Source organism: Pseudomonas khavaziana (genome assembly GCF_019145205.1).
GTDB classification, from domain to species: domain Bacteria; phylum Pseudomonadota; class Gammaproteobacteria; order Pseudomonadales; family Pseudomonadaceae; genus Aquipseudomonas; species Aquipseudomonas khavaziana.
This window is the reverse complement of sequence record NZ_JAHSTT010000003.1, coordinates 629,524-651,045: the sequence shown is the minus strand read 5'-3', so window position 1 is coordinate 651,045 and position 21,522 is coordinate 629,524. Positions and strand designations below refer to the sequence as shown.

Sequence of the window (21,522 nt, the reverse complement as noted above, 5' to 3'; positions counted from 1 at the left end):
GCTTCCAGAATCTGCCGTCAACCTTCTTTTTCACATTTCTGTCATATGGGTCAAAAAAGCCCCGAAAACGCGAAAGCCGGCCCCAGGAGCCGGCTTTCCACTTACCGAGCCTTACAGGCTAGGAAAGGCGAACTGCGACGCTTCATGGCTAGCCCGTTGCGGCCAACGCTGGGTAATCGCCTTGCGACGGGTGTAGAAACGCACCCCGTCCGGCCCATAGGCATGCAGATCGCCAAACAGCGAGCGCTTCCAACCACCAAAGCTGTGATAGGCAACCGGAACCGGCAGCGGCACATTGACCCCCACCATGCCCACTTCAATCTCGTCACAGAACAGCCGCGCCGCCTCACCATCACGGGTGAAGATGCAGGTGCCATTGCCATATTCGTGATCATTGATCAGTTGCATTGCAGCTTCCAGGCTGTCGACTCGCACCACACACAGCACCGGCCCGAAGATTTCTTCTTTATAGATGCGCATCTCAGGGGTCACGCGATCGAACAGGCTGCCGCCGAGAAAGAACCCTTGTTCATGCCCGGCGATGCTCAAGCCGCGACCATCAACCACCAACTCCGCACCCGCAGCCACACCTTCTTCTATGTAGCCACTGACCTTATCCCGCGCCTGGCCCGTCACCAATGGCCCCATATCCAGACCGCAAGAGGTGCCCGCACCAATTTTCAACGCCTTGACCTGCGGCACCAACTTGGCGATCAACGCATCCGCCACTTGGTCGCCGACGCACACAGCCACCGAAATCGCCATGCAACGCTCACCACAGGAACCATAGGCCGCGCCCATCAAGGCACTCACGGCATTATCCAGATCTGCATCCGGCATCAGCACGGCGTGATTCTTCGCCCCGCCCAACGCTTGTACGCGCTTGCCGCGCCTGGTCGCTTCGGAATAGATGTACTCGGCAATCGGCGTCGAGCCTACAAAGCTCAAGGCTTTTACTTCCGGCGCTTCGATCAATGCATCAACCGCGCCCTTGTCGCCGTGCACCACACTCAGTACACCTTTAGGCAAGCCAGCTTCCTGCAACAGCTGCGCGATCAGCAGCGTCGAACTCGGATCACGCTCGGACGGCTTCAGGATGAAACAGTTACCGCACACAATCGCCAGCGGGTACATCCACAACGGCACCATGGCCGGGAAGTTGAATGGCGTAATCCCTGCCACTACGCCCAACGGCTGGAAGTCCGACCACGCATCAATGTTCGGCCCAACGTTGCGGCTGTACTCACCCTTGAGAATCTCCGGTGCCGAGCACGCGTACTCCACGTTCTCAATCCCGCGCTTGAGCTCGCCCGCGGCGTCTTCCAAAGTCTTGCCGTGTTCTTCGCTGATCAACTGCGAGATACGCGCTTCGTTCTGCTCCAGCAATTGCTTGAAACGGAACATCACCTGCGCACGCTTGGCCGGCGGCGTATTACGCCAGGCCGGAAATGCCGCCTTGGCCGAGTCGATCGCACTTTGAATGGTTTCGCGACTGGCCAACGGCACCTGGTGAATCACCTGGCCAGTAGATGGGTTGTACACATCGGCGGTACGAACGCTGTCGCTGACCAACTGGCCGTTGATCAAATGCTGGATAAGGCTCATGCAGGGCTCCTGAAAAATTGTTCTATATAGAAGGAGAAATCAGTCGATCTTGTTCAGCACTTCGCCGACCGCGTCAAACAGACGATCCAGGTCCTGCGGCTTGCTGTTGAACGTTGGCCCGAACTGCAGGGTGTCACCGCCAAAGCGCACGTAGAAACCGGCTTTCCACAAGGCCATGCCAGCCTCGAATGGCCGCACGATGGCATCCCCGTCACGCGGGGCAATCTGGATCGCACCGGCCAGACCGTAGTTACGGATGTCGATCACGTTCTTGCTGCCCTTCAGACCGTGCAGCGCATTCTCAAAGTGCGGTGCGACTTCGGCTACGCGCTGCACCAGGTTTTCCTTCTGCAACAGGTCTAATGCCGCCAGGCCAGCCGCGCAAGCCACCGGGTGCGCCGAGTAGGTGTAACCGTGGGGGAATTCCACGGCGTACTCCGGCGTCGCCTGGTTCATGAAGGTCTGATAGATCTCGCTGCTCGCAATCACCGCGCCCATCGGGATCGCGCCATTGGTGACTTGCTTGGCGACGCACATCAGGTCCGGGGTCACGCCGAAGCTGTCGGCACCGAACATCGAGCCGGTACGGCCGAAACCAGTGATCACTTCGTCGAACACCAACAGGATATTGTGCTGATCGCAAATCTCACGCAGACGCTTGAGGTAACCCTGTGGCGGCACCAGCACGCCAGCGGAACCGGCCATCGGCTCGACAAACACTGCCGCGATGTTCGACGCGTCATGCAGCTCGATCAACTTGAGCAATTCATCGGCCAGTGCAATACCGCCCTGCTCCGGCATCCCCCGGGAGAACGCATTGCTCGCCAGCAAGGTGTGAGGCAGATGGTCGACATCCATCATCGCCTGGCCAAACAACTTACGGTTACCGTTGACGCCGCCCAGGCTGGTACCGGCGATATTCACACCGTGGTAGCCGCGGGCGCGCCCGATCATCTTGGTCTTGGTGGCCTGGCCTTTCAGGCGCCAGTAGGCGCGCACCATCTTCACTGCGGTATCGGCACACTCGGAGCCGGAGTCGGTGAAGAACACGTGATTCAGGTTGCCTGGTGTCAAGTCGGTAATCTTTTCCGCCAGCTGGAAAGACAACGGATGACCGTATTGGAAGCCTGGAGAGTAGTCCAAGGTGCCCAATTGCTTGGCCACGGCTTCCTGGATTTCCTTGCGCGTATGCCCGGCGCCACAGGTCCACAACCCCGACAACGAATCGTAGATCTTGCGCCCCTTGTCATCGGTCAACCAACTGCCTTCGGCGGCCACGATCAGGCGCGGGTCGCGCTGGAAGTTACGGTTGGCGGTGTAGGGCATCCAGTGCGCATCCAGCTTAAGTTGGCTGGCCAGGGACGATGGGGCGTTTTCGGGCATGTTCATCAGCAAAACCTCGCAAGGCAAAAGGCAGCGTCGGGATCGGAAAGCGTGGTTGCAGCTAAATTGCCACGGGGATAAAGTCGATGAAATTCAACTCTTCTAACCTTCAGTCAGGACTTCACTAAACTATGAGCAGCCGTCGTCCCGACCCTCTGGCGCAAGTCAGCGATTTTGATATTCGCTTGTTGCGCATTTTTCGCAGCGTGGTGGAGTGCGGCGGCTTCTCGGCGGCAGAAGCCGTACTCGGTATTGGCCGCTCGGCCATCAGCCAACAGATGAGCGACCTTGAGCAGCGCCTCGGGCTAAGGCTCTGCCAACGCGGCCGCGCCGGGTTTTCCCTGACCGAGGAAGGTCGCGAGGTTTATCAGTCAGCCCTGCAGTTATTGAGTGCCCTGGAGAGCTTTCGCACTGAAGTCAACGGCCTGCACCAGCACCTGCGCGGTGAATTGATCATCGGCCTTACCGACAACCTCGTCACCCTGCCCCATATGCGCATCACCCATGCACTGGCGCAATTGAAGGAGCGAGGCCCGGATGTGCAGATCCAGATCCGCATGATCGCCCCCAATGAAGTGGAGCAAGGTGTGCTCGACGGACGCTTGCACGTCGGCGTGGTGCCCCAGGCCAGCGCGCTGTCTGGCCTGGAATACCAACCGCTGTACAGCGAACGCTCGCTACTCTACTGCGCAGTCGGCCACCCATTGTTTTATGCCGATAACAAACAGCTGGAAGACGAACGCATCGACGACCAGGACGCCATCGCTCCGACCTTCCGCCTGCCCGCGCAGATCCAGGCCCACTACCAGGCGCTAAACTGCACCGCCAGCGCTTCGGACCGTGAAGGCATGGCGTTCCTGATCCTTACCGGCCGCTACATCGGCTACTTGCCCGACCACTACGCCAGCCTGTGGGTGCAACAAGGCCGACTGCGCGCACTGAAACCGGCTACACGTTTTTACGATTTGAGCCTGGCATCGGTCACACGCAAGGGCCGCCGCCCTCATTTGGTGCTGGAAAGCTTCCTGGAAAGCCTGGCCGCAACCCGCTAAAACGGGCCTCGAAGTAAAAGTTGAGCAGGTGGACAGCTTTTTGCAAGGCACAGGGACCTTGAACCGTTCGCCTCGAGTTAACCCGCCATGCCCCCACAATCCTCCAGCTCCAGCGACCTGATCTACGGCCTCAACGACCGCCCGAAACCACTGCCCGCACTGTTGGCAGCGCTGCAACATGTACTGGCGGCGTTCGTCGGCATCATCACCCCACCGCTGATCATCGGCTCTACCCTCGGCCTCACCGCCCACCTGCCCTACCTGATCAGCATGGCGCTGATGGTCTCGGGCGTAGGTACTTTCATCCAGGCACGCAGGCCGTTTGGTATCGGCGCCGGAATGATCTGTCTGCAAGGCACCAGCTTTGCGTTTCTCGGCGCGGTGCTGTCAGCAGGCTTTCTGGTGAAGCAACGCGGCGGTAGCCCGGAAGATATTCTGGCGATGATCTTCGGCGTGTGCTTCTTCGGCGCGGCGGTACAGATCGTGCTGAGCCGCTTTATCGGCCAACTGCGCCGAGTCATCACGCCCCTGGTTACAGGGATTGTGATTACGCTGATCGGCATCAGCCTGATCAAAGTAGGCATCACCGACCTCGGTGGCGGTTTCAATGCACCGGACTTTGGCGCCCCCGCCAACCTGGCGCTCGGCTTGTTCGTGGTGCTGACGATCATTCTGCTCAACCGCTCCAATACCCCATGGGTGCGCCTCTCGGCGATCATCATCGGCCTGGCCCTGGGGAGCCTGGCCGCCTGGTTCAGCGGCAAACTCACTCCCCAGGCCCTGCCTGACCTGCCCCTGATCAGCCTGCCTACGCCGTTCCGCTTCGGTTTCAACTTCGACTGGAGCGCCTTCCTGCCGGTAGCGCTGATTTATCTGATCAGCAGTATCGAAACCGTCGGCGACCTCACTGCCAATTGCATGATTGCCCGCCAACCGATCAACGGCCCCTCTTATATAAACCGACTCAAGGGCGGCGTACTGGGCGATGGCGTGAGCTGCATGATCGCCGCCACCTTCAGCGCCTTCCCCAATACCACCTTCGCCCAGAACAATGGCGTGATCCAACTCACCGGCGTGGCCAGCCGTTACGTCGGCTTATATATCGGCGCGTTGCTGTTCTGTCTCGGTCTGTTTCCCCTGATCGGCGCCGTGCTGCAGCAAATTCCCAAGCCAGTGCTGGGCGGCGCAACCCTGGTGATGTTCGGCAGTGTGGCCGCTGCCGGCGTGCGTATTCTTGCCCAGGCGCCGCTGGACCGACGCAGCATGCTGATCATCGCCACCTCGTTCGGCGTCGGCCTGGGTATCGCTGCCCAACCCAACCTGCTGCACCTGATGCCAACACTGGTGCAGAACCTGTTCGACTCCGCCATCACCAGCGGCGGCCTCACCGCCATCCTCTTGTGCCTGCTACTGCCGGAAGCCAAGGCGAGCGCCACTGCCGCAAACCACACTCCAGAACGCGACAGCCTGGAACCGCTTTGACGGTTTTATTGCATCGGGACTTGTCTGAGGCTTGAGGGTGGGTTATCTGTGCACACGTCGCCTCTATCGATCAGCACGGAAACCTCCATGAGCCTCGAAGTTCCTGCCCACAGCAACCACGCCGGTAAACCCGCCAGCCGCATTCGGCAAAAGAACGAACAAGCGATTCTCCAAGCTGCTGAAGATGAATTCGCCCGCCATGGCTACAAAGGCACCAGCATGAATACCATTGCTGCCAGTGCCGGGTTGCCCAAGGCCAACTTGCATTACTACTTCAGCAACAAGCTGGGCCTTTACATCGCGGTACTCAGCAATATCCTCGAACTGTGGGACAGCACCTTCAACGCGCTGACAGCCGAGGACGACCCTGCCGTGGCGCTCACGCGCTATATCCGCACCAAGATGGAATTTTCGCGACGCCAGCCACAAGCCTCGCGGATCTTCGCCATGGAGATCATCAGCGGCGGCGAATGCCTCACCGAATATTTCAGCCAGGACTATCGCGCCTGGTTCAGTGGCCGGGCGGCGGTGTTCCAGGCCTGGATCGACGCCGGCAAGATGGACCCCGTCGATCCGGTGCACTTGATCTTCCTGCTGTGGGGCAGCACCCAGCACTACGCCGACTTCGCCACCCAGATCTGCCGTGTCACCGGTCGCACCAAGCTGACCAAGCAAGACATGGAAGACGCTGGCACCAATCTGATCCAGATCATCCTCAAAGGCTGCGGCATCAAGCCAGCCCAATAAACGAAGCGAGTTATGTCTTTTACGCTGACAGGCCTTTGCGAATTTCGTGAAGAAATCCGCAAAAGCCGCTTTATCACCCTGGCGGCACCCATCACCAGCCCGCAGGACGCCCAGGCATTTTTCGAGCAATACAGCGACCTGAATGCCACGCATAACTGCTGGGCCTGGAAGCTGGCCGACCAATACCGCAGCAACGATGACGGCGAACCAGGTGGCACCGCCGGGCGCCCGATTCTTGCCGCCATCGAGGCACAGGGCTTTGATCAGGTCGCGGTGCTGGTAATCCGCTGGTACGGCGGCATCCAGCTGGGTACCGGCGGGCTGGCCCGTGCTTATGGCGGCGGTGCAAACAAATGCCTGCAAAATGCCGAGCGCATCGAACTGATCAGCCGCGTGCCACTGAGCTGCGCCTGTGGGTTTTCCGAGCTGAACCTGGTGAAGCTGCGTGTCGCTGAACTCGCAGGCCTGGTGCTGGAAGAAACCTTCACCGCCAACGGCGTGGAGCTGCAGCTTGCACTGGGGGAGGCACACATCGACACCCTACAAGCCCAGCTCGCCGACCTGAGCCGTGGGCGCATCCTGCTGCAACGCTGAAACTGCTACTGTTACGTGCTGAACTCCCTGAACCGCGATTTCAAAGGAAGCCTTTCATGTCTACGCCAAAAACTGCACTGATCATCGGCGCCTCACGCGGGCTGGGCCTTGGCCTGGTCAAGCAATTGCTCCAGGACGGCTGGGACGTGACCGCCACCGTGCGTGATCCGAACAAAGCCGATGCGCTGAAAACCGTCGGAGCGGTGCAGGTCGAGAAGTTGGACATGGACGACCAGCAAGCCGTGATCGCCCTGGCCCAACGCCTGAAAGACCGCACCTTCGACCTGCTGTTCGTCAACGCTGGCGTCAAGGGCCCGGCGAATCAGGAGCCCGGCCACGCCACCCTGGCGGAAGTCGGCCAGTTGTTCTTCACCAACGCAGTGGCACCGATTAACCTGGCCCAGCGCTTTGTCGGGCAGATCCGCAAAGACACCGGTGTGCTGGCCTTCATGAGCTCGGTACTGGGCAGCGTGACCATTCCCGACGGTTCGGACCTGGCGCTGTACAAGGCCAGCAAGGCTGCACTTAATTCGATGACCAACAGCTTTATCACCCAACTGGGCGATCACAAGCTGACCGTGCTTTCGATGCATCCGGGCTGGGTGAAAACCGACATGGGCGGCGAAAATGCGCATATCGACGTCGACACCAGCGTGCGCGGCCTGGTGGATCAGGTAAATGCCTACACCGGCAAGGGCGGCCACCACTTCGTGGACTACAAGGGCGACACCATCGCCTGGTAGCCCCCCAACTGTAGGAGCGAGCTTGCTCGCGAAGAACGCCCAGGCACTGCTTAAAGCCAGACTGCCCGCGTCATCGTTGACGATTTTCGCGAGCAAGCTCGCTCCTACAGAGGTAAACTGCCCACCTCGCCCTCCCCGGCGACCCTGGATCAGCAGACAGGGCAACACTGAGCTGGCAAACCTGAACCCATCATTCAGAGGAGCCGGCCAATGCCTGCGACCCGTATCTGGTTAAAAAACCCTCTCGCGATTTTCACTGCCAACGGCCTTGATGCCCGCGGCGGCCTGGTGCTGCAAGACGGTGTGATCACCGAAGTGCTGGCCCAAGGCCAAGAACCGGCACAACCCTGTGCACAGGTGTTCGACGCTCGCGAGCATGTGGTCCTGCCCGGGCTGATTAACACCCACCACCACTTCTATCAAACCCTGACCCGCGCCTGGGGCCCAGTGGTCAACCAGCCGTTGTTTCCCTGGTTGAAAACCTTATACCCGGTATGGGCACGGCTCACCCCGGGAAAACTTGCCCTGGCCAGCAAAGTCGCCTTGGCTGAATTGCTGCTCTCAGGCTGCACCACCGCAGCCGACCACCACTACCTGTTCCCCGATGGCCTGGAAAACGCCATTGATGTGCAGGTAGAAAGCGTGCGCGAACTGGGCATGCGCGCCATGCTCACCCGCGGCTCCATGAGTCTGGGCGAAGCCGATGGCGGCCTGCCGCCGCAGCAGACCGTACAACAAGGCCAGGTGATCCTCGACGACAGCCAGCGCCTGATCCGCGAATACCACCAGCGTGGCGACGGTGCACAGATCCAGATAGCCCTGGCGCCGTGCTCGCCGTTCTCGGTCACCCCCGAGATCATGCAAGCCAGCGCCGAGCTGGCCAACCGCCTGGATGTGCGCCTGCACACCCATTTGGCAGAAACCCTCGACGAGGAAGACTTCTGCCTGCAACGTTTCGGCCTGCGTACCGTGGACTACCTCGACAGCGTCGGCTGGCTCGGCCCACGCACCTGGCTGGCCCATGGTATTCACTTCAACCCGGATGAAATCGCACGCCTGGGCGCCGCCGGTACTGGCATCTGCCACTGCCCAAGCTCGAACATGCGCCTGGCCTCCGGCATCTGCCCGACCCTGGATCTGCTCGCCGCCGGCGCGCCCATCGGCCTGGGCGTGGACGGTTCCGCTTCCAACGACGCGTCGAACATGATCCTCGAAGCGCGCCAGGCCCTGTATATCCAGCGCCTGCGTTACGGCGCGGAAAAAATCACTCCCGAAGGCGTGCTGGGTTGGGCCACCAAAGGCTCGGCGCAACTACTGGGGCGTACTGATATCGGTGAATTGGCCGTGGGTAAACAGGCTGACTTGGCGTTGTTCAAGCTTGATGAGCTGCGGTTCTCCGGCAGCCACGATCCGATTTCAGCGCTGCTGTTATGCGGTGCGGATCGAGCAGATCGGGTGATGATCGGCGGCCAGTGGCGAGTCATCGACGGCCAAGTCGAAGGCCTGGACCTGAAAGGCTTGATCGCTGATCACAGCCAGGCAGCGCGGCAGTTAATCGCCGGAACCTAAGCCAAACGAGGTTCAAAATGTGGGAGGGGGCTTGCCCCCGATAGCGGTGGATCAGTGACATATAAGTGCCTGAAACACCGTCATCGGGGGGCAAGCCCCCTCCCACATTTGATTCTAGGGTGTTCTTAGAAGTCTGGTTACAGCCCCAGCAACGACAACATGATAAAGGTCGCAAACAACACAAAATGGGTCATGCCCTCGATGGCATTGGTTTCACCATCGTTCAGGTTGATCGCGCTGACAATCAGCGTGATAAACACCATCACCGTCTGCACCGGCGTCATCGCCATCTGGAACGGCTGGCCGGAATACAGGGCCATGGCCTCCATCACCGGCACCGTCAGGATCACCGTAGACAACGATGCCCCCAACGCGATATTCACCACCGACTGCATGCGGTTAGCCAACGCAGCGCGCAGTGCCGTCAGGATTTCCGGCGCGGCAGAGATCGCCGCCACCACAATCGCCGTGATCACCGGCGGGGCGCCCGTGCCTTCCAGGCCCAGGTCGAGGGTTTTGGACATCACTTCGGCCAATGCGCCGATCACGATCACCCCAAACACCAGGGTGCCGATCGAGAACGCCAGGTTGACGGGGGGCGACTGCTCCTCTTCCAGGGTTTTCTTGCGGCGTTTTTCCGGGTAGCTGTAGCTGAAGAAGTAGCTGTGCGGCCCCACCTGCATGCGCAGAAACAAGGTGTACAGCACCACCATCGCGCCGATGGTGAAGGCCGAGTAGATTTTCCAATCCGCTTCGGGGATAAACTCCGGCACCACCATCGACACGCCCATGGCAGTAAGGATCATTACGCTGTAGGTGCGTGCTGAATCATCGTTGTAGGACTGTTCGCCATGCTTGATACCCCCCATCAGCGCGGCCAGGCCGAGGATGCCGTTGATATCGAGCATCACCGCTGAGTAAATGGTGTCACGCACCAACGTGGGCGATGGCTCGTTGCTCATCATGATCGCCAGGATCACCACTTCCACCAATACCGCGGCGAGGGTCAGGATCATGGTGCCGTAGGGGTCACCTACCTTTTCCGCCAGTTGCTCGGCATGGTGCGCGACGCGCATCGAAGCCATCACGATAAAGGCGATCAGCGCCAAGCCCGCCAGCAGCGCCACCAGTTGCCCGCTGTGGAGCATCCAGTGCTCCAGCGGGTAGGCGGCAATGGCGGCGATCAGCGCCAGCAACATGAATTTTTCTTGCTTGAGGGATGTGAGCATTCCGGGCCTTTTCATACAGCGAATCAGTCATTGATGGGGTACAGACTGCGCCAAGCCGCTAACGTTTCGTTACACCTTAGTTCACGTCATCCTTGCGTGGGTGAGACAAATACTCTCCTGCTGGTCAGGTTTTGCCGATTATTTCAGCCATGGCCTGTAGAATGCCGCCATTGCACCTGATGAGATTTTAAAAATGTACGATTGGCTCAACGCCCTGCCCAAGGCTGAATTGCACCTGCACCTGGAGGGTTCGCTGGAGCCTGAGTTGCTGTTCGCCCTGGCCGAGCGCAACAAGATTGCGCTGCCGTGGAACGATGTCGAAACCCTGCGCAAGGCCTATGCCTTCAATAATCTGCAAGAGTTTCTCGACCTGTATTACAAAGGCGCCGATGTGCTGCGCACGTCCCAGGATTTCTACGACCTGACCTGGGCCTACCTGCTGCGCTGCAAGGCCCAGAACGTGATTCATACCGAACCCTTCTTCGACCCGCAGACCCACACCGACCGTGGCGTGCCGTTCGAAGTGGTGCTCAACGGCATCGCCGCGGCACTTAAGGATGGCGAGCAGCAACTGGGTATCACCAGCGGCTTGATCCTCAGCTTCCTGCGCCACCTGAGCGAAGCCGAAGCCGAGAAAACCCTCGACCAGGCCCTGCCGTTCCGTGACGCGTTCGTGGCCGTGGGCCTGGACAGCTCGGAAATGGGCCACCCGCCGAGCAAGTTCCAGCGCGTGTTCGACCGTGCCCGTCACGAAGGCTTCCTGACCGTGGCCCACGCCGGTGAAGAAGGCCCGCCCGAGTACATCTGGGAAGCCATCGACCTACTGAAGATCCAGCGTATCGACCATGGCGTGCGTGCCATCGAAGATGAGCGTCTGATGCAGCGCATCATCGACGAACAGATCCCGTTGACCGTGTGCCCGCTGTCCAATACCAAGCTCTGCGTGTTCGACGACATGGCCCAGCACAACATTCTCGACATGCTCGAGCGTGGCGTGAAGGTGACTGTGAACTCGGATGACCCGGCGTACTTCGGCGGCTATGTCACCGAGAACTTCCACGCGCTGTACACCTCCCTGGGCATGACCCAGGACCAGGCCAAACGCCTGGCGCAAAACAGCCTGGATGCGCGTTTGGTCAAACCATAACCGAACAAGCGCTGCTCAACATGTGGGAGGGGGCTTGCTCCCGATAGCAGTGGATCAGTGACACATAAGTGCCTGACACACCGCTATCGGGAGCAAGCCCCCTCCCACCTGGTTTTGTGTTGACCTTAGATTTGGGTGAGCTCTTCCAGCGTCTTGCCTTTGGTCTCCATCCCAAACACCCACACCACCAGCGCCGCCACCGCAAAGCACAGCGCGCCCAGGGCAAACACCCCACCCTGCCCGGTTATCGGGAATACCAGCCCGGTCACCAACGGCCCCAGCAGCGATCCGACCCGGCCAATCGCCGAAGCAAACCCGGAGCCTGTCGCCCGCGCCGAGGTGGGATACAACTCTGGCGTATAGGTGTACAGCACGGCCCACATGCCAAACAGGAAGAACTGCATCAGCAGCCCCGAAGTAATCAGCAGGCCGACGTTGCCGCCAAACACCGCACTTTGCCCATACAAAAACGCCATCACCCCGCCGCCCAGCAGCGTCACGACGCACACCGGCTTACGCCCCCAGCGTTCGACCAGCCACGCCGCCATCAGGAAGCCCGGGATCCCGCCCAGGGAGATAATCACGGTGTAATACACCGACTGGGTCACGGCAAAACCCGACTGCTGCAACAACGCACTCAACCACGACGTCAGCCCGTAAAAGCCGAGCAAGGCAAAAAACCACACGCTCCAGATCATCATTGTGCGTTGGCGATACTGCGCCGACCACAGCTGCTGGAACGCGGAGAAGAAAGTCCCCGGCACAGTCTCGACCCGTGGCAGGGCAACCGGCTCGGGTAAATCAGCGCGGCCCAGGGACTCGCGTACCTTCTGCTCAATGCCCAGCAACACCTTATCCGCCGCGTCATGCTTTCCGGCCTGTTCCAGCCAGCGCGGTGATTCCGGGATAAAGAACCGGATGGCCAACACAAACACCGCCGGCACCGCCAGCACCAGGAAAATGTCGCGCCAGCCAATCACCGGCAACAGGAAGTAAGACAGCACGCCCGCAGCTACGAAGCCCAACGGCCAGAAACCATCCATCAATGCGATGTAGCGCCCGCGCCCCTTGGCCGGAATCAGCTCCGACAGCATCGACTGTGCGATGGGAAACTCCATGCCCATGCCAATGCCCAGCAGGATACGAAACAACGTCAGCATCTCCACCGTCTGCGCCGTGGAACACAAGTAACTGGCAACACCCCACAACACGATGCTCCACTGGAACACCGGCTTGCGCCCGAAGCGATCGGCAAGCATGCCGGACAGCGAAGCGCCGACCACCATGCCGAAAAAGCTCGAACTGGCCAGTAATCCCGCCTGGGCGGTACTCAAGCCAAACTCAGTTTTGATCGAACCCAACAGGAAGGTCATCATCGCCAAGTCCATGGAGTCGAAGAAAAACGCCAAGGCGATGATGATGAAAATGATTCGGTGGTAACCACTGATCGGCAGCCGTTCCAACCGCTCCGCTGCGCTATAGCCCTGCATACCCATGCCACACCCCCCTTGTGAAAAATCCCCTCGGCGAGTGTGCGACATCGTTATTCCTGGCTATTGCTGGATGCGACCTGACTGAAACCCTGAACGACGCAAACCGCTGACGAGGCGCCTACACTGCCGCCAGCCGGTTGATTTCCACGAGCCCGATATCGGAAACCTGCAAGGCCCGCGACTCGTTGACCACACCGATCCAGCCCGACTGCAGAAACAGCTGCAACAATCCCGCGCCCAGCGCACCGCCCAGATGCGGTTGCTGCTGGCTCCAGTCGAAGCAATCGCAGGCCAACGGCGCCGCCAATGCCTGGGTAAAAATGCCCAGGCCTGCCAAATACTGCGCGCCCTTGACCGTGACCTCGGTACGCTGCTCATGGCGCTCGATCCAGCCTGCCTCCAACATCCGCTGGTACAGCCCCGCCGCCAGCTCGCCGCCAAGATGGCCGTGACACAGGCGGGCGCGCCGCAGCAGCGGTGGCGCCATCAGTGCCAGCGGCAAAGCATTCGGCGTGCTGCGCGCCGCGCTGGCCATGGTGGTGCTGGCCAGCGCATCAATGGCGACACTGACATCCGCAGCCGCCACGCGAAACAACCGCTTGCCCCGTCGAGCCTCGGTTCGTAGCAGGCCGCTACCGGCCAGGCGCGCCAAATGTGCATTGGCCGATGCTGACGACAGTCCGGCCAGGCTCGCCAGCTCTTCTGAAGACTTCGCCGAGCCGTCCATCAAGGCCCAGAGCATGGCCGTGCGTTTGGGCTCGGCGAGCAAGCTGGCGATCTGACTGATGCAAGGTGCTGCTTCCATGTATTCACTCCCTGTTAAACCATTTTTCTGCTGCGGTTGAGGCCAAAGTATAGGTGCGCAGGCCAGCGGTTCCGCGACGTCTTACAGCGCAGATCAGGACAGGGTATGAGTGAAACTTCCGACCGTGACGCAGGCTATTGCCTAGCAGCCATTCGCCCCGGTCGCTGCGCGGTCAATGTCGCACAGCGTGCCACGAGCATGTCCCGCAGCAGATTGATCGGTTTGCTCAATTGCGCACGATGGGCACACAACAAGTTGAGCGGCGTGCGCTCGCCCTGCAACGCCGGCAGGATCAAGCGCAAGCGCCCGGCCAGCACGTCGGTGCTTATATCCAGCCAGGACTTGTAGGCAATACCCATCCCCGCCACCGCCCAGCGGCGGACGACATCGGCATCATCACTGAACCGGTCACCGCTGACCGTCAGGCTTACATGACGCTTGCCGTCGTAAAACCCCCAGTGGTCATGCACCCGGCTGCCGAGCATGTAGAGCAGGCAATTGTGCTGGGCCAGTTGTTCCAGATGGCGCGGCTCGCCATGGCGGGCGAGGTAACTGGGGGCGGCACACAGCACTCGAATATTGTCCGGGGCGATAGGCAGCGCAATCAGGCTGGAGTCTTCGGGTTCGCCATAGCGCAAGGCGATGTCCACCGGCTGGCGGAACAGGTCGGCAATGCGATCGCCGAGCAACAGGCGCACATTCAATTGCGGGTGTTGCTGCTGGAACTCGTCCAGCCACGGCACCAGCTGGTTACGCCCAAAATCCGATGGCGCCGACAATTGCAGCACGCCGCTGACATGATCTTGACCACTGGCCAACAGTCGTCGCCCTTCGTCCAGCGCACCCAGTGACGCACGCGCGTACTCCAGGAAGCCCTCGCCTTCGGCGGTCAGGCGCAGGCTGCGGGTTGAGCGCGCCAGCAAGCGCGTGCCCAGTTGCTGCTCGATACGCTTGAGCGCAGCACTGGCCACCGCGGGCGACAGGTCCATGACCCGCGCCGCCGCCGACAGGCTGCCCAGGTCCGCAGCGCGCACAAACAACTGCAAATCATCAAACCGCAGCATGCACTTCCATCCATTATCAAAATTTGGTTGAAACAGACTGCTGTTTTAGCCGCTTTTATCTGCATGGGAAATAGCCAATCATCTGCGCATTCCGTCATCACGTGCCAGGAGTTGAATATGTCCACCGCCTTTAACGTCATCGCCACGCTGATCGCCAAACCCGGCCAACAAGCCACCCTGGAACCCTTGCTGCGTGCCCTGCTGGAACCGACCCGCCTGGAAGCCGGTTGCGAGCAGTACGACCTGCATCAGGACCTGCAACACCCCGAGACCTTCTACATGCTCGAACGTTGGAGCGATGAGGCAGCACTGGCCGACCATGACCGGAGCGCGCATATCCAGAGCTTTCGCGCCAAAGCCGCTGACGTGCTCGAACATTTCGAACTCAAGCGCCTGAAATTCCTTGCCTGATCCCACCATCAAGTCCGCATCACGCCCCCTTTACCGGAAGCCACCATGAAAGCCATTGCCTACTACGCCTCACTGCCGATCCACGACCCAAAATCCCTGCAAGACATCGAACTGCCGGAGCCCGTGGCCGGCCCGCGTGACCTGCTGGTGGAAGTCAAAGCCATCTCGGTCAACCCAGTGGACACCAAGGTGCGCCAGAACGTCGCCCCCGAAAACGGCGCCGCCAAGGTGCTGGGCTGGGATGTGGCCGGTGTGGTCAAGGCCGTTGGCAGCGACGTGACGCTGTTCAAGGCTGGCGACAAGGTGTTTTACGCCGGTTCCCTGGTACGCCCAGGCGCCAACAGCGAACTGCACACGGTAGATGAGCGCATCGTCGGCCATATGCCCAAGAGCCTGGGGTTTGCCGAGGCCGCTGCACTGCCGCTGACCGCCATCACCGCCTGGGAGCTGCTGTTCGAACGCTTGCAGATAATTGAAGGCAAGGAAGATCAAGGCCAGAGCCTGCTGATCGTCGGCGCTGCTGGCGGTGTGGGGTCGATCCTGACGCAACTGGCCAACCAGCTCACCGCGCTGAAAGTCATCGGCACCGCCTCGCGTCCCGAAACCCAGGCCTGGGCCAAGGCCCTGGGTGCCGACTTGGTGATCGACCACAGCCAGCCGTTGAGCGAAGCGCTGAAACAGGCCGGCCACCCGCAAGTGACCCACGTTGCCAGCCTGACCCAGACCGAGCATCACCTGGATCAACTGGTGGAGGCGCTGCAACCCCAAGGCAAGCTGGCGCTGATCGATGACCCCAAGGCGCTGGATGTGAGCAAGCTCAAGCGCAAGAGCCTGTCGCTGCACTGGGAGTTCATGTACACCCGCTCGATGTTCGAAACGCCGGACATGATCGAGCAGCACAACTTGCTCAACCGCGTGGCCGAACTGATCGACGCCGGCATCCTGGAAACCACGGTGGGCGAGCACTTCGGTGTGATCAATGCGGCCAACCTGCGACGTGCCCATGCGCTGCTGGAAAGTGGCAAGGCCAAGGGCAAGATCGTGCTGGAAGGGTTCTGAAAAAACGACTGTCAGTGTCGTCCGTTATTCATGTAAGTAATGGACGACACCATTAGTCCGAGAGTTGACCCTTGTCATATTTTTAAGGGGATTCGGGTTTATATTGGCCGCCTTTGCCACGAGTCTTTTACGCGAGGAAGTCAGCAATGAAGATCCTGATAAAAGCGTTAGCAAAATCCCCAGGCAGCCAATGGCAGGTTCGTCTCGACGGCGAAGCCATCACCTTTCGCAGTGAAGCCGAGGCCCGCGCCTTTGCCGATACCCTGCAAGCCCGTATCCAGGCGCCCCACCGCTTTCCCCTCGGCCAGCAACGCTCCGCCGCTGGCTGAGCCGCATTTCAGACCTGCGCCTGTTCGGCCCTTGCCCGTTGCAGGCGCTGGGTCGACATCGCAATCGTCACCGCCAGCACACCACACAAGCTGATAACCATGGCCATCGGCATCGCCGTGCCGTCGTGCAACACGCCGACCAAAGACGCAGCCCCTGCCGCCACACCGAACTGAATGCAACCGAGCAACGCCGACGCACTGCCGGCCCGGGCGCCCTGCCCGCTCATGGCGCACGCCGAGGTATTGGGCAAAATGCAGCCCAGGCTGGCGATACAGATAAACAGCGGCACCAGCAAAGGCCACAAGGCCTCGGTGCGCAGCGCGGCGATACCCAGTAGCGTCAACGCCGCCGCGACATACACCCACACCGTGCGCGACAACAAAAACGCCGGGCCGCGCTTGGCCAGCAACCGCGCATTCAACTGCGCTACCAGGATAAAGCCGGCGGCGTTGGAACCGAACAGCCAGCCGTAATGCTCGGCAGGCACGCCGTAGAGTTTGATAAATACGAACGGAGAGCCGGCGATGTAGGCAAACATCCCGGCAATCGAGATGCCGCCGGTCAAGGCATAGCCGAGGTATACGCGGTCCGACAACAGCGAGCCGTAGCGGCGCAACGAACCAGACAAAGGCTGGCGCGGCTGATCGGCCGGGAAGGTTTCCGGCAACCCGACTGCCACGGCAATTGCCGCCATTACGCTGAACAGCGACAGTGCCAGGAAGATCGATTGCCAGCCCCACACCCCGACCATCAACCCACCCGCCAAAGGTGCAAGGATCGGCGCCAGGCCGGTGACCAGCATCAGTTGCGAATACACCTTGGCCGAGCCCACCGCATCGCACTTATCACTGACCACCGCCCGGGAAATCACCATGCCCGCGCAACCGCCAAGGGCCTGCACGAAGCGCGCACCGATCAGCCATTCCAGGGACGGTGCGTAGGCACACGCGAAGGATGCGAGGGTAAACAGGGTGACGCCACTGAGCAGCGGCACGCGACGACCAAAGCGGTCGGCCAATGGGCCGTAGATCAATTGGCCAATGGCCAGGCCGGCGAAGTACACCGCCAGGGTCAACTGGATATGTTTTTCATCGGTGGCAAAGGCCGTGGCCATCGCCGGAAAGCCCGGCAGGTAAAAATCGATCGCCAACGGCGCAAAGGCGCTCAAGGCGCCCAAAATCAGGATTATGCGAAGGTTCATCAGACACCCAAGTGAGTCGGCAGCCCGACAGTCTAGCCGCGCTTGGGTGCCATGAACATTACGTTAGGTCGCTAACGATCAGAAAAATCACGCCAGCTTGGCGGTGTAGCCCTCCTCGGTGATCAGTTGGATGACCTTATCCGAGGGCAGACTGCTTGCCACGCGCACTTCTTTGGCGCCCAAATCGACTTCGACACTCGCTGCCGGGTCCTGGCTCTGTACCGCCTGGGTCACCGATCGAACGCAATGGCCGCAGGTCATTCCTTCAACACTGAATATTTGCATGACATGACTCCTTTGATGAGGTTGGGACACAGTGTCAACCTTGCCACGACAGCAAGGTCAAGTTTCAAAAAAATCGGCCGGGCTGGTATTCGCAGGCAACGTCGGCCAAGCTTCAACTTTCCTTGCTGTGAACCACGGAGCATTCGCCATGCGCTGGTCGTTTTTTGCCCTTGCCGGCCTGATGAGCCTGTCTGCTGCTGCGCCCCAAGCCCTTGCCGCTGAAGATTATGCGGTGCTGATCATTTCCCGCGAGCGCCTGGAGGTGCCGACCAACTGCGAGATCGGCCTGTATATCCAGGACCAGTTGGCCGGGCGCCTGTTCCAGGAACAGGCCACCTCGTTCAATCTGCCTGCGGGCGATGTATCGCTGCGTCTCAAGCTGCTACCAGGTCAGTCCGGAGGCTGCCTGCCCAGCCTGCTGGCGCCACCCGCGCAGAACATTACCTTGAAGGCTGGCGATGTACGCAAATTGCGTATCGCTCAAGGCCCGGACGGCATGTACCTCAAGCCTGCGGCATTGGAATACTGAAGACGCTTGACCTTCCCCACAGGTTAAGGTTGATCCTAAGGGCAACTTCTCCTGGAGGACTGTCCCATGAATGGATCCACCACATTTGACTTGCCCATCGGCGGCATGACCTGCGCCAGCTGTGCCGGCCGCGTCGAACGCGCGCTGGGCAAGGTGCCGGGGGTACAGCGTGTCAGCGTCAACCTGGCCAACGAACGCGCGCATATCGAAGTGCTCGGCCAGATGGACGCCAGCGTACTGATCGCCGCAGTCGACAAGGCCGGCTACACCGCCACCCTGCCCCAAAGCGAAACCGCCACCGAAGCCGACCAGGCCCGACGCCTGCGCCGTGAGCGCTGGGCGTTGGTGGCAGGGATCCTGCTGGCGTTGCCCTTAGTGCTGCCAATGCTGGTGGAACCCTTCGGCCTGCACTGGATGCTCCCCGCCTGGATACAGTTTGCCCTGGCCACGCCGGTGCAATTCATCCTCGGTGCGCGCTTCTATGCCGCGGCATGGAAAGCCGTACGCGCCGGCGCCGGCAATATGGACCTGCTGGTGGCGATCGGCACCAGCGCCGGCTACGGCCTGAGCATCTATGAATGGCTCACCGCCGCCCCCGGCGTGACGCCGCACCTGTACTTCGAAGCCTCAGCGGTGGTCATCGCCCTGGTGCTGCTGGGCAAATACCTGGAAAGCCGCGCCAAACGCCAGACCGCCAGCGCGATCCGCGCCTTGGAAGCCTTGCGTCCGGAACGGGCGATCCGAGTGCAGGATGGCCGCGAAGAAGACGTCGCGATCAATGCGTTGAAGCACGGTGACCTGGTGCTGGTCAAACCCGGCGAACGCTTTCCGGTGGACGGTGAAGTGGTGGAGGGCCAAAGCCATGCCGATGAGGCGCTGATCAGCGGTGAAAGCCTGCCGGTGCCTAAACAGCCAGGCGACCCGGTCACCGGTGGCGCCATCAACGGTGAAGGTCGTTTATTGGTGCGCACCCTGGCCCTGGGAGCCGAGAGTGTGCTGGCGCGCATCATTCGCCTGGTCGAAGACGCCCAGGCCGCCAAGGCGCCGATCCAGAAACTGGTGGATAAAGTCAGCCAGGTATTTGTACCAGCGGTATTGGTCTTGGCGTTGATTACCGTAGTGGGCTGGTGGTGGTACGGCGCATCCTTGGAAACCGCAATCATCAATGCGGTTGCCGTGCTGGTGATCGCTTGCCCTTGCGCCCTGGGCCTGGCCACACCGACCGCGATCATGGCCGGCACCGGCGTCGCCGCGCGCCACGGCATTCTGATCAAGGATGCCGAAGCATTGGAGCGCGCCCATGCGGTGAGCGCCGTGGTTTTCGACAAGACCGGCACCCTCACCTCCGGCGCGCCGAAAATTGCGCACCTGGCGGCCGTGGATGGTAACGAAGCACTCTTGTTGCAACAGGCCGGCGCGTTGCAACGCGGCAGTGAACACCCATTGGCCAAGGCCGTGCTGGATGCGTGCCAGGAGAAAGGTCTGGAGGTGGCCGATGTGAGCGCCAGCCAGTCCCTGACCGGGCGCGGCATTGCCGGCACGCTGGACGGTCGGCCACTGGCGCTGGGTAATCGACGCTTGCTGGAAGAGACGGGCTTGGAGGCGGGCGAATTGGCTCAGCGCGCCAAGGATTGGGAAGCCGAAGGCCGCACCTTGTCCTGGCTGATCGAGCAAGGCGCGCAGCCTCGCGTGTTGGGCCTGTTCGCGTTTGGTGACACCCTCAAGCCCGGCGCACTGGAGGCCGTGCAACAACTCAAGGCGCAACACATCAGCAGCCACCTGATCACCGGCGATAACCACGGTAGCGCTCGGGTCGTCGCCGAGGCCTTGGGTATCGACGACGTGCACGCCGAGGTACTGCCCGCCTACAAAGCGGCTGCCGTTGCCGAGCTGAAAAAAACCGGCGTGGTAGCGATGGTCGGCGACGGCATCAACGACGCCCCAGCCTTGGCTGCGGCCGATATCGGCATCGCCATGGGCGGCGGCACCGACGTGGCCATGCACGCGGCCGGCATCACCTTGATGCGTGGCGACCCACGCCTGGTGCCGGCGGCCCTGGAGATCAGCCGCAAGACCTACGCGAAAATTCGCCAGAACTTGTTCTGGGCCTTTGTGTATAACTTGATCGGCATTCCCCTGGCCGCCTTCGGCTTGCTCAATCCGGTGCTGGCCGGTGCGGCGATGGCCTTGTCCAGCGTCAGCGTGGTGAGTAATGCCCTGTTGTTGAAAACCTGGAAACCCAAGGACTTGGAGGATCAACGCCCATGAACATTGGCCAAGCCGCCCGCACCAGCGGGCTGAGCGCAAAGATGATTCGTTACTACGAATCCATCGGCCTGCTGAAGACGCCCCATCGCACTGACAGCGGCTATCGCGTGTACGGTCATGACGACCTGCACACCCTGACGTTTATCAAGCGCTCGCGGGACCTGGGGTTTTCACTGGAAGAAGTCGGCAAGCTGCTGACCCTGTGGGAAGACCGCCAACGGGCCAGCGCCGACGTAAAAGCCTTGGCGCGCCAGCACATCGACGAGCTGAATCACAAGATTCGCGAATTGGGGCAACTGCGCGACACCTTGCAGGACCTGATGGAGCACTGCCAGGGCGATCATCGACCGGACTGCCCGATACTCAAGGAGTTGGCAGCGGGCAACTGCTGCGCCTGATGCTCTAACTGGCTACACGCAAATCCAAATGTGGGAGGGGGCTTGCTCCCGATGAGGGAGTGTCAGTCAACACATCTGTCGCTGACACACCGCCATCGGGAGCAAGCCCCCTCCCACATTTTGATCTT

At 60.8% G+C, this 21,522-nt stretch carries 21 protein-coding genes; 13 read left to right on the top strand and 8 right to left on the bottom strand.

Annotated elements, in window-relative coordinates; all coding sequences use genetic code 11:
* Positions 1–111: 111 nt before the first annotated feature.
* Positions 112–1,605 carry a CoA-acylating methylmalonate-semialdehyde dehydrogenase gene (locus tag KVH01_RS10875; protein ID WP_217881412.1) on the bottom strand — a complete coding sequence of 498 codons (1,494 nt, stop codon included), beginning with the start codon at positions 1,603–1,605 and terminating at the stop codon, positions 112–114.
* A gap of 39 nt (positions 1,606–1,644) precedes the next feature.
* A complete protein-coding gene (locus tag KVH01_RS10870) occupies positions 1,645–2,994 on the bottom strand; it encodes an aspartate aminotransferase family protein (protein WP_043051755.1) in 1,350 nt (449 codons plus the stop codon).
* Between the two features lie 125 nt (positions 2,995–3,119).
* Here KVH01_RS10870 and KVH01_RS10865 point away from each other — a divergent pair, with 125 nt between their 5' ends.
* The 6 genes from KVH01_RS10865 (at position 3,120) to KVH01_RS10840 (ending at position 9,175) form a co-directional block, all read left to right on the top strand.
* The gene (locus KVH01_RS10865) at positions 3,120–4,040 is read left to right on the top strand and encodes a LysR family transcriptional regulator (protein ID WP_043051756.1); all 921 of its coding nucleotides are present in this window, start codon (positions 3,120–3,122) and stop codon (positions 4,038–4,040) included.
* A gap of 87 nt (positions 4,041–4,127) precedes the next feature.
* A complete protein-coding gene (locus tag KVH01_RS10860; protein ID WP_043051757.1) occupies positions 4,128–5,522 on the top strand; it encodes a uracil-xanthine permease family protein in 1,395 nt (464 codons plus the stop codon).
* A gap of 87 nt (positions 5,523–5,609) precedes the next feature.
* A complete protein-coding gene (locus tag KVH01_RS10855; protein ID WP_217881411.1) occupies positions 5,610–6,269 on the top strand; it encodes a TetR/AcrR family transcriptional regulator in 660 nt (219 codons plus the stop codon).
* 12 nt (positions 6,270–6,281) lie between these two features.
* Entirely contained in the window at positions 6,282–6,863 is a 582-nt protein-coding gene (locus KVH01_RS10850) for an IMPACT family protein (protein WP_043051759.1), read from the top strand.
* Between the two features lie 56 nt (positions 6,864–6,919).
* Positions 6,920–7,606: an SDR family oxidoreductase gene (locus KVH01_RS10845; protein ID WP_217881410.1), complete on the top strand. Its 687-nt coding sequence runs from the start codon at positions 6,920–6,922 to the stop codon at positions 7,604–7,606.
* Between the two features lie 210 nt (positions 7,607–7,816).
* A complete protein-coding gene (locus tag KVH01_RS10840) occupies positions 7,817–9,175 on the top strand; it encodes an 8-oxoguanine deaminase (RefSeq protein WP_217881409.1) in 1,359 nt (452 codons plus the stop codon).
* A 137-nt stretch (positions 9,176–9,312) separates the two neighbouring features.
* Here KVH01_RS10840 and KVH01_RS10835 read toward each other — a convergent pair whose 3' ends face one another.
* The gene (locus KVH01_RS10835; RefSeq protein ID WP_217881408.1) at positions 9,313–10,404 is read right to left on the bottom strand and encodes a calcium:proton antiporter; all 1,092 of its coding nucleotides are present in this window, start codon (positions 10,402–10,404) and stop codon (positions 9,313–9,315) included.
* Between the two features lie 193 nt (positions 10,405–10,597).
* Between KVH01_RS10835 and KVH01_RS10830 the strand changes: the two genes are divergently transcribed.
* Complete coding sequence (locus KVH01_RS10830) at positions 10,598–11,551, top strand: adenosine deaminase (RefSeq protein WP_043051475.1); 954 nt, start codon at positions 10,598–10,600, stop codon at positions 11,549–11,551.
* Positions 11,552–11,676: 125 nt separating this feature from the next.
* On the opposite strand, the gene KVH01_RS10825 is transcribed toward KVH01_RS10830, so the two are convergent.
* The 3 genes from KVH01_RS10825 to KVH01_RS10815 all read right to left on the bottom strand — a co-directional run bounded on the left by KVH01_RS10825 (position 11,677) and on the right by KVH01_RS10815 (position 14,913).
* Entirely contained in the window at positions 11,677–13,047 is a 1,371-nt protein-coding gene (locus KVH01_RS10825) for an MFS transporter (RefSeq protein WP_043051476.1), read from the bottom strand.
* A 115-nt stretch (positions 13,048–13,162) separates the two neighbouring features.
* The gene (locus KVH01_RS10820; RefSeq protein ID WP_217881407.1) at positions 13,163–13,849 is read right to left on the bottom strand and encodes an ArsR/SmtB family transcription factor; all 687 of its coding nucleotides are present in this window, start codon (positions 13,847–13,849) and stop codon (positions 13,163–13,165) included.
* A 134-nt stretch (positions 13,850–13,983) separates the two neighbouring features.
* On the bottom strand, positions 13,984–14,913 hold the full coding sequence (locus KVH01_RS10815; RefSeq protein WP_217881406.1) for a LysR family transcriptional regulator: 930 nt from the start codon (positions 14,911–14,913) through the stop codon (positions 13,984–13,986).
* 117 nt (positions 14,914–15,030) lie between these two features.
* On the opposite strand from KVH01_RS10815, the gene KVH01_RS10810 reads away from it, so the two are divergent.
* From KVH01_RS10810 to KVH01_RS10800, 3 genes are all read left to right on the top strand, one after another.
* On the top strand, positions 15,031–15,324 hold the full coding sequence (locus KVH01_RS10810) for a putative quinol monooxygenase (RefSeq protein WP_043051479.1): 294 nt from the start codon (positions 15,031–15,033) through the stop codon (positions 15,322–15,324).
* 45 nt (positions 15,325–15,369) lie between these two features.
* Positions 15,370–16,383, top strand: coding sequence for a zinc-binding alcohol dehydrogenase family protein (locus KVH01_RS10805; protein WP_217881405.1), 1,014 nt, complete (start codon positions 15,370–15,372; stop codon positions 16,381–16,383).
* A gap of 146 nt (positions 16,384–16,529) precedes the next feature.
* The gene (locus KVH01_RS10800) at positions 16,530–16,712 is read left to right on the top strand and encodes a hypothetical protein (RefSeq protein ID WP_043051481.1); all 183 of its coding nucleotides are present in this window, start codon (positions 16,530–16,532) and stop codon (positions 16,710–16,712) included.
* 8 nt (positions 16,713–16,720) lie between these two features.
* On the opposite strand, the gene KVH01_RS10795 is transcribed toward KVH01_RS10800, so the two are convergent.
* Positions 16,721–17,914, bottom strand: a complete 1,194-nt coding sequence (locus KVH01_RS10795) for a multidrug effflux MFS transporter (protein ID WP_043051482.1) — start codon at positions 17,912–17,914, stop codon at positions 16,721–16,723.
* 87 nt (positions 17,915–18,001) lie between these two features.
* Entirely contained in the window at positions 18,002–18,199 is a 198-nt protein-coding gene (locus KVH01_RS10790; RefSeq protein ID WP_043051483.1) for a heavy-metal-associated domain-containing protein, read from the bottom strand.
* 148 nt (positions 18,200–18,347) lie between these two features.
* On the opposite strand from KVH01_RS10790, the gene KVH01_RS10785 reads away from it, so the two are divergent.
* From KVH01_RS10785 to cueR, 3 genes are all read left to right on the top strand, one after another.
* Positions 18,348–18,728 carry a hypothetical protein gene (locus KVH01_RS10785; RefSeq protein WP_046070752.1) on the top strand — a complete coding sequence of 127 codons (381 nt, stop codon included), beginning with the start codon at positions 18,348–18,350 and terminating at the stop codon, positions 18,726–18,728.
* 66 nt (positions 18,729–18,794) lie between these two features.
* A complete protein-coding gene (locus KVH01_RS10780) occupies positions 18,795–20,996 on the top strand; it encodes a heavy metal translocating P-type ATPase (RefSeq protein ID WP_217881404.1) in 2,202 nt (733 codons plus the stop codon).
* A complete protein-coding gene (gene cueR / locus KVH01_RS10775; RefSeq protein ID WP_043051486.1) occupies positions 20,993–21,394 on the top strand; it encodes a Cu(I)-responsive transcriptional regulator in 402 nt (133 codons plus the stop codon). Before KVH01_RS10780 ends, cueR begins: the two co-directional genes overlap by 4 nt.
* Positions 21,395–21,522: the final 128 nt, after the last annotated feature.

Coding starts and splice junctions, on each gene's coding strand:
- KVH01_RS10855 (WP_217881411.1), top strand. CDS start 5,610: ATGAGCCTCGAAGTTCCTGCCCACAGCAACCACGCCGGTAAACCCGCC.
- KVH01_RS10805 (WP_217881405.1), top strand. CDS start 15,370: ATGAAAGCCATTGCCTACTACGCCTCACTGCCGATCCACGACCCAAAA.
- KVH01_RS10790 (WP_043051483.1), bottom strand. CDS start 18,199: ATGCAAATATTCAGTGTTGAAGGAATGACCTGCGGCCATTGCGTTCGA.
- KVH01_RS10835 (WP_217881408.1), bottom strand. CDS start 10,404: ATGCTCACATCCCTCAAGCAAGAAAAATTCATGTTGCTGGCGCTGATC.
- KVH01_RS10820 (WP_217881407.1), bottom strand. CDS start 13,849: ATGGAAGCAGCACCTTGCATCAGTCAGATCGCCAGCTTGCTCGCCGAG.
- KVH01_RS10780 (WP_217881404.1), top strand. CDS start 18,795: ATGAATGGATCCACCACATTTGACTTGCCCATCGGCGGCATGACCTGC.
- KVH01_RS10870 (WP_043051755.1), bottom strand. CDS start 2,994: ATGAACATGCCCGAAAACGCCCCATCGTCCCTGGCCAGCCAACTTAAG.
- KVH01_RS10875 (WP_217881412.1), bottom strand. CDS start 1,605: ATGAGCCTTATCCAGCATTTGATCAACGGCCAGTTGGTCAGCGACAGC.
- KVH01_RS10845 (WP_217881410.1), top strand. CDS start 6,920: ATGTCTACGCCAAAAACTGCACTGATCATCGGCGCCTCACGCGGGCTG.
- KVH01_RS10850 (WP_043051759.1), top strand. CDS start 6,282: ATGTCTTTTACGCTGACAGGCCTTTGCGAATTTCGTGAAGAAATCCGC.
- KVH01_RS10795 (WP_043051482.1), bottom strand. CDS start 17,914: ATGAACCTTCGCATAATCCTGATTTTGGGCGCCTTGAGCGCCTTTGCG.
- KVH01_RS10830 (WP_043051475.1), top strand. CDS start 10,598: ATGTACGATTGGCTCAACGCCCTGCCCAAGGCTGAATTGCACCTGCAC.
- KVH01_RS10815 (WP_217881406.1), bottom strand. CDS start 14,913: ATGCTGCGGTTTGATGATTTGCAGTTGTTTGTGCGCGCTGCGGACCTG.
- KVH01_RS10860 (WP_043051757.1), top strand. CDS start 4,128: ATGCCCCCACAATCCTCCAGCTCCAGCGACCTGATCTACGGCCTCAAC.
- KVH01_RS10785 (WP_046070752.1), top strand. CDS start 18,348: ATGCGCTGGTCGTTTTTTGCCCTTGCCGGCCTGATGAGCCTGTCTGCT.
- KVH01_RS10810 (WP_043051479.1), top strand. CDS start 15,031: ATGTCCACCGCCTTTAACGTCATCGCCACGCTGATCGCCAAACCCGGC.
- KVH01_RS10865 (WP_043051756.1), top strand. CDS start 3,120: ATGAGCAGCCGTCGTCCCGACCCTCTGGCGCAAGTCAGCGATTTTGAT.
- cueR (WP_043051486.1), top strand. CDS start 20,993: ATGAACATTGGCCAAGCCGCCCGCACCAGCGGGCTGAGCGCAAAGATG.
- KVH01_RS10825 (WP_043051476.1), bottom strand. CDS start 13,047: ATGGGTATGCAGGGCTATAGCGCAGCGGAGCGGTTGGAACGGCTGCCG.
- KVH01_RS10800 (WP_043051481.1), top strand. CDS start 16,530: ATGAAGATCCTGATAAAAGCGTTAGCAAAATCCCCAGGCAGCCAATGG.
- KVH01_RS10840 (WP_217881409.1), top strand. CDS start 7,817: ATGCCTGCGACCCGTATCTGGTTAAAAAACCCTCTCGCGATTTTCACT.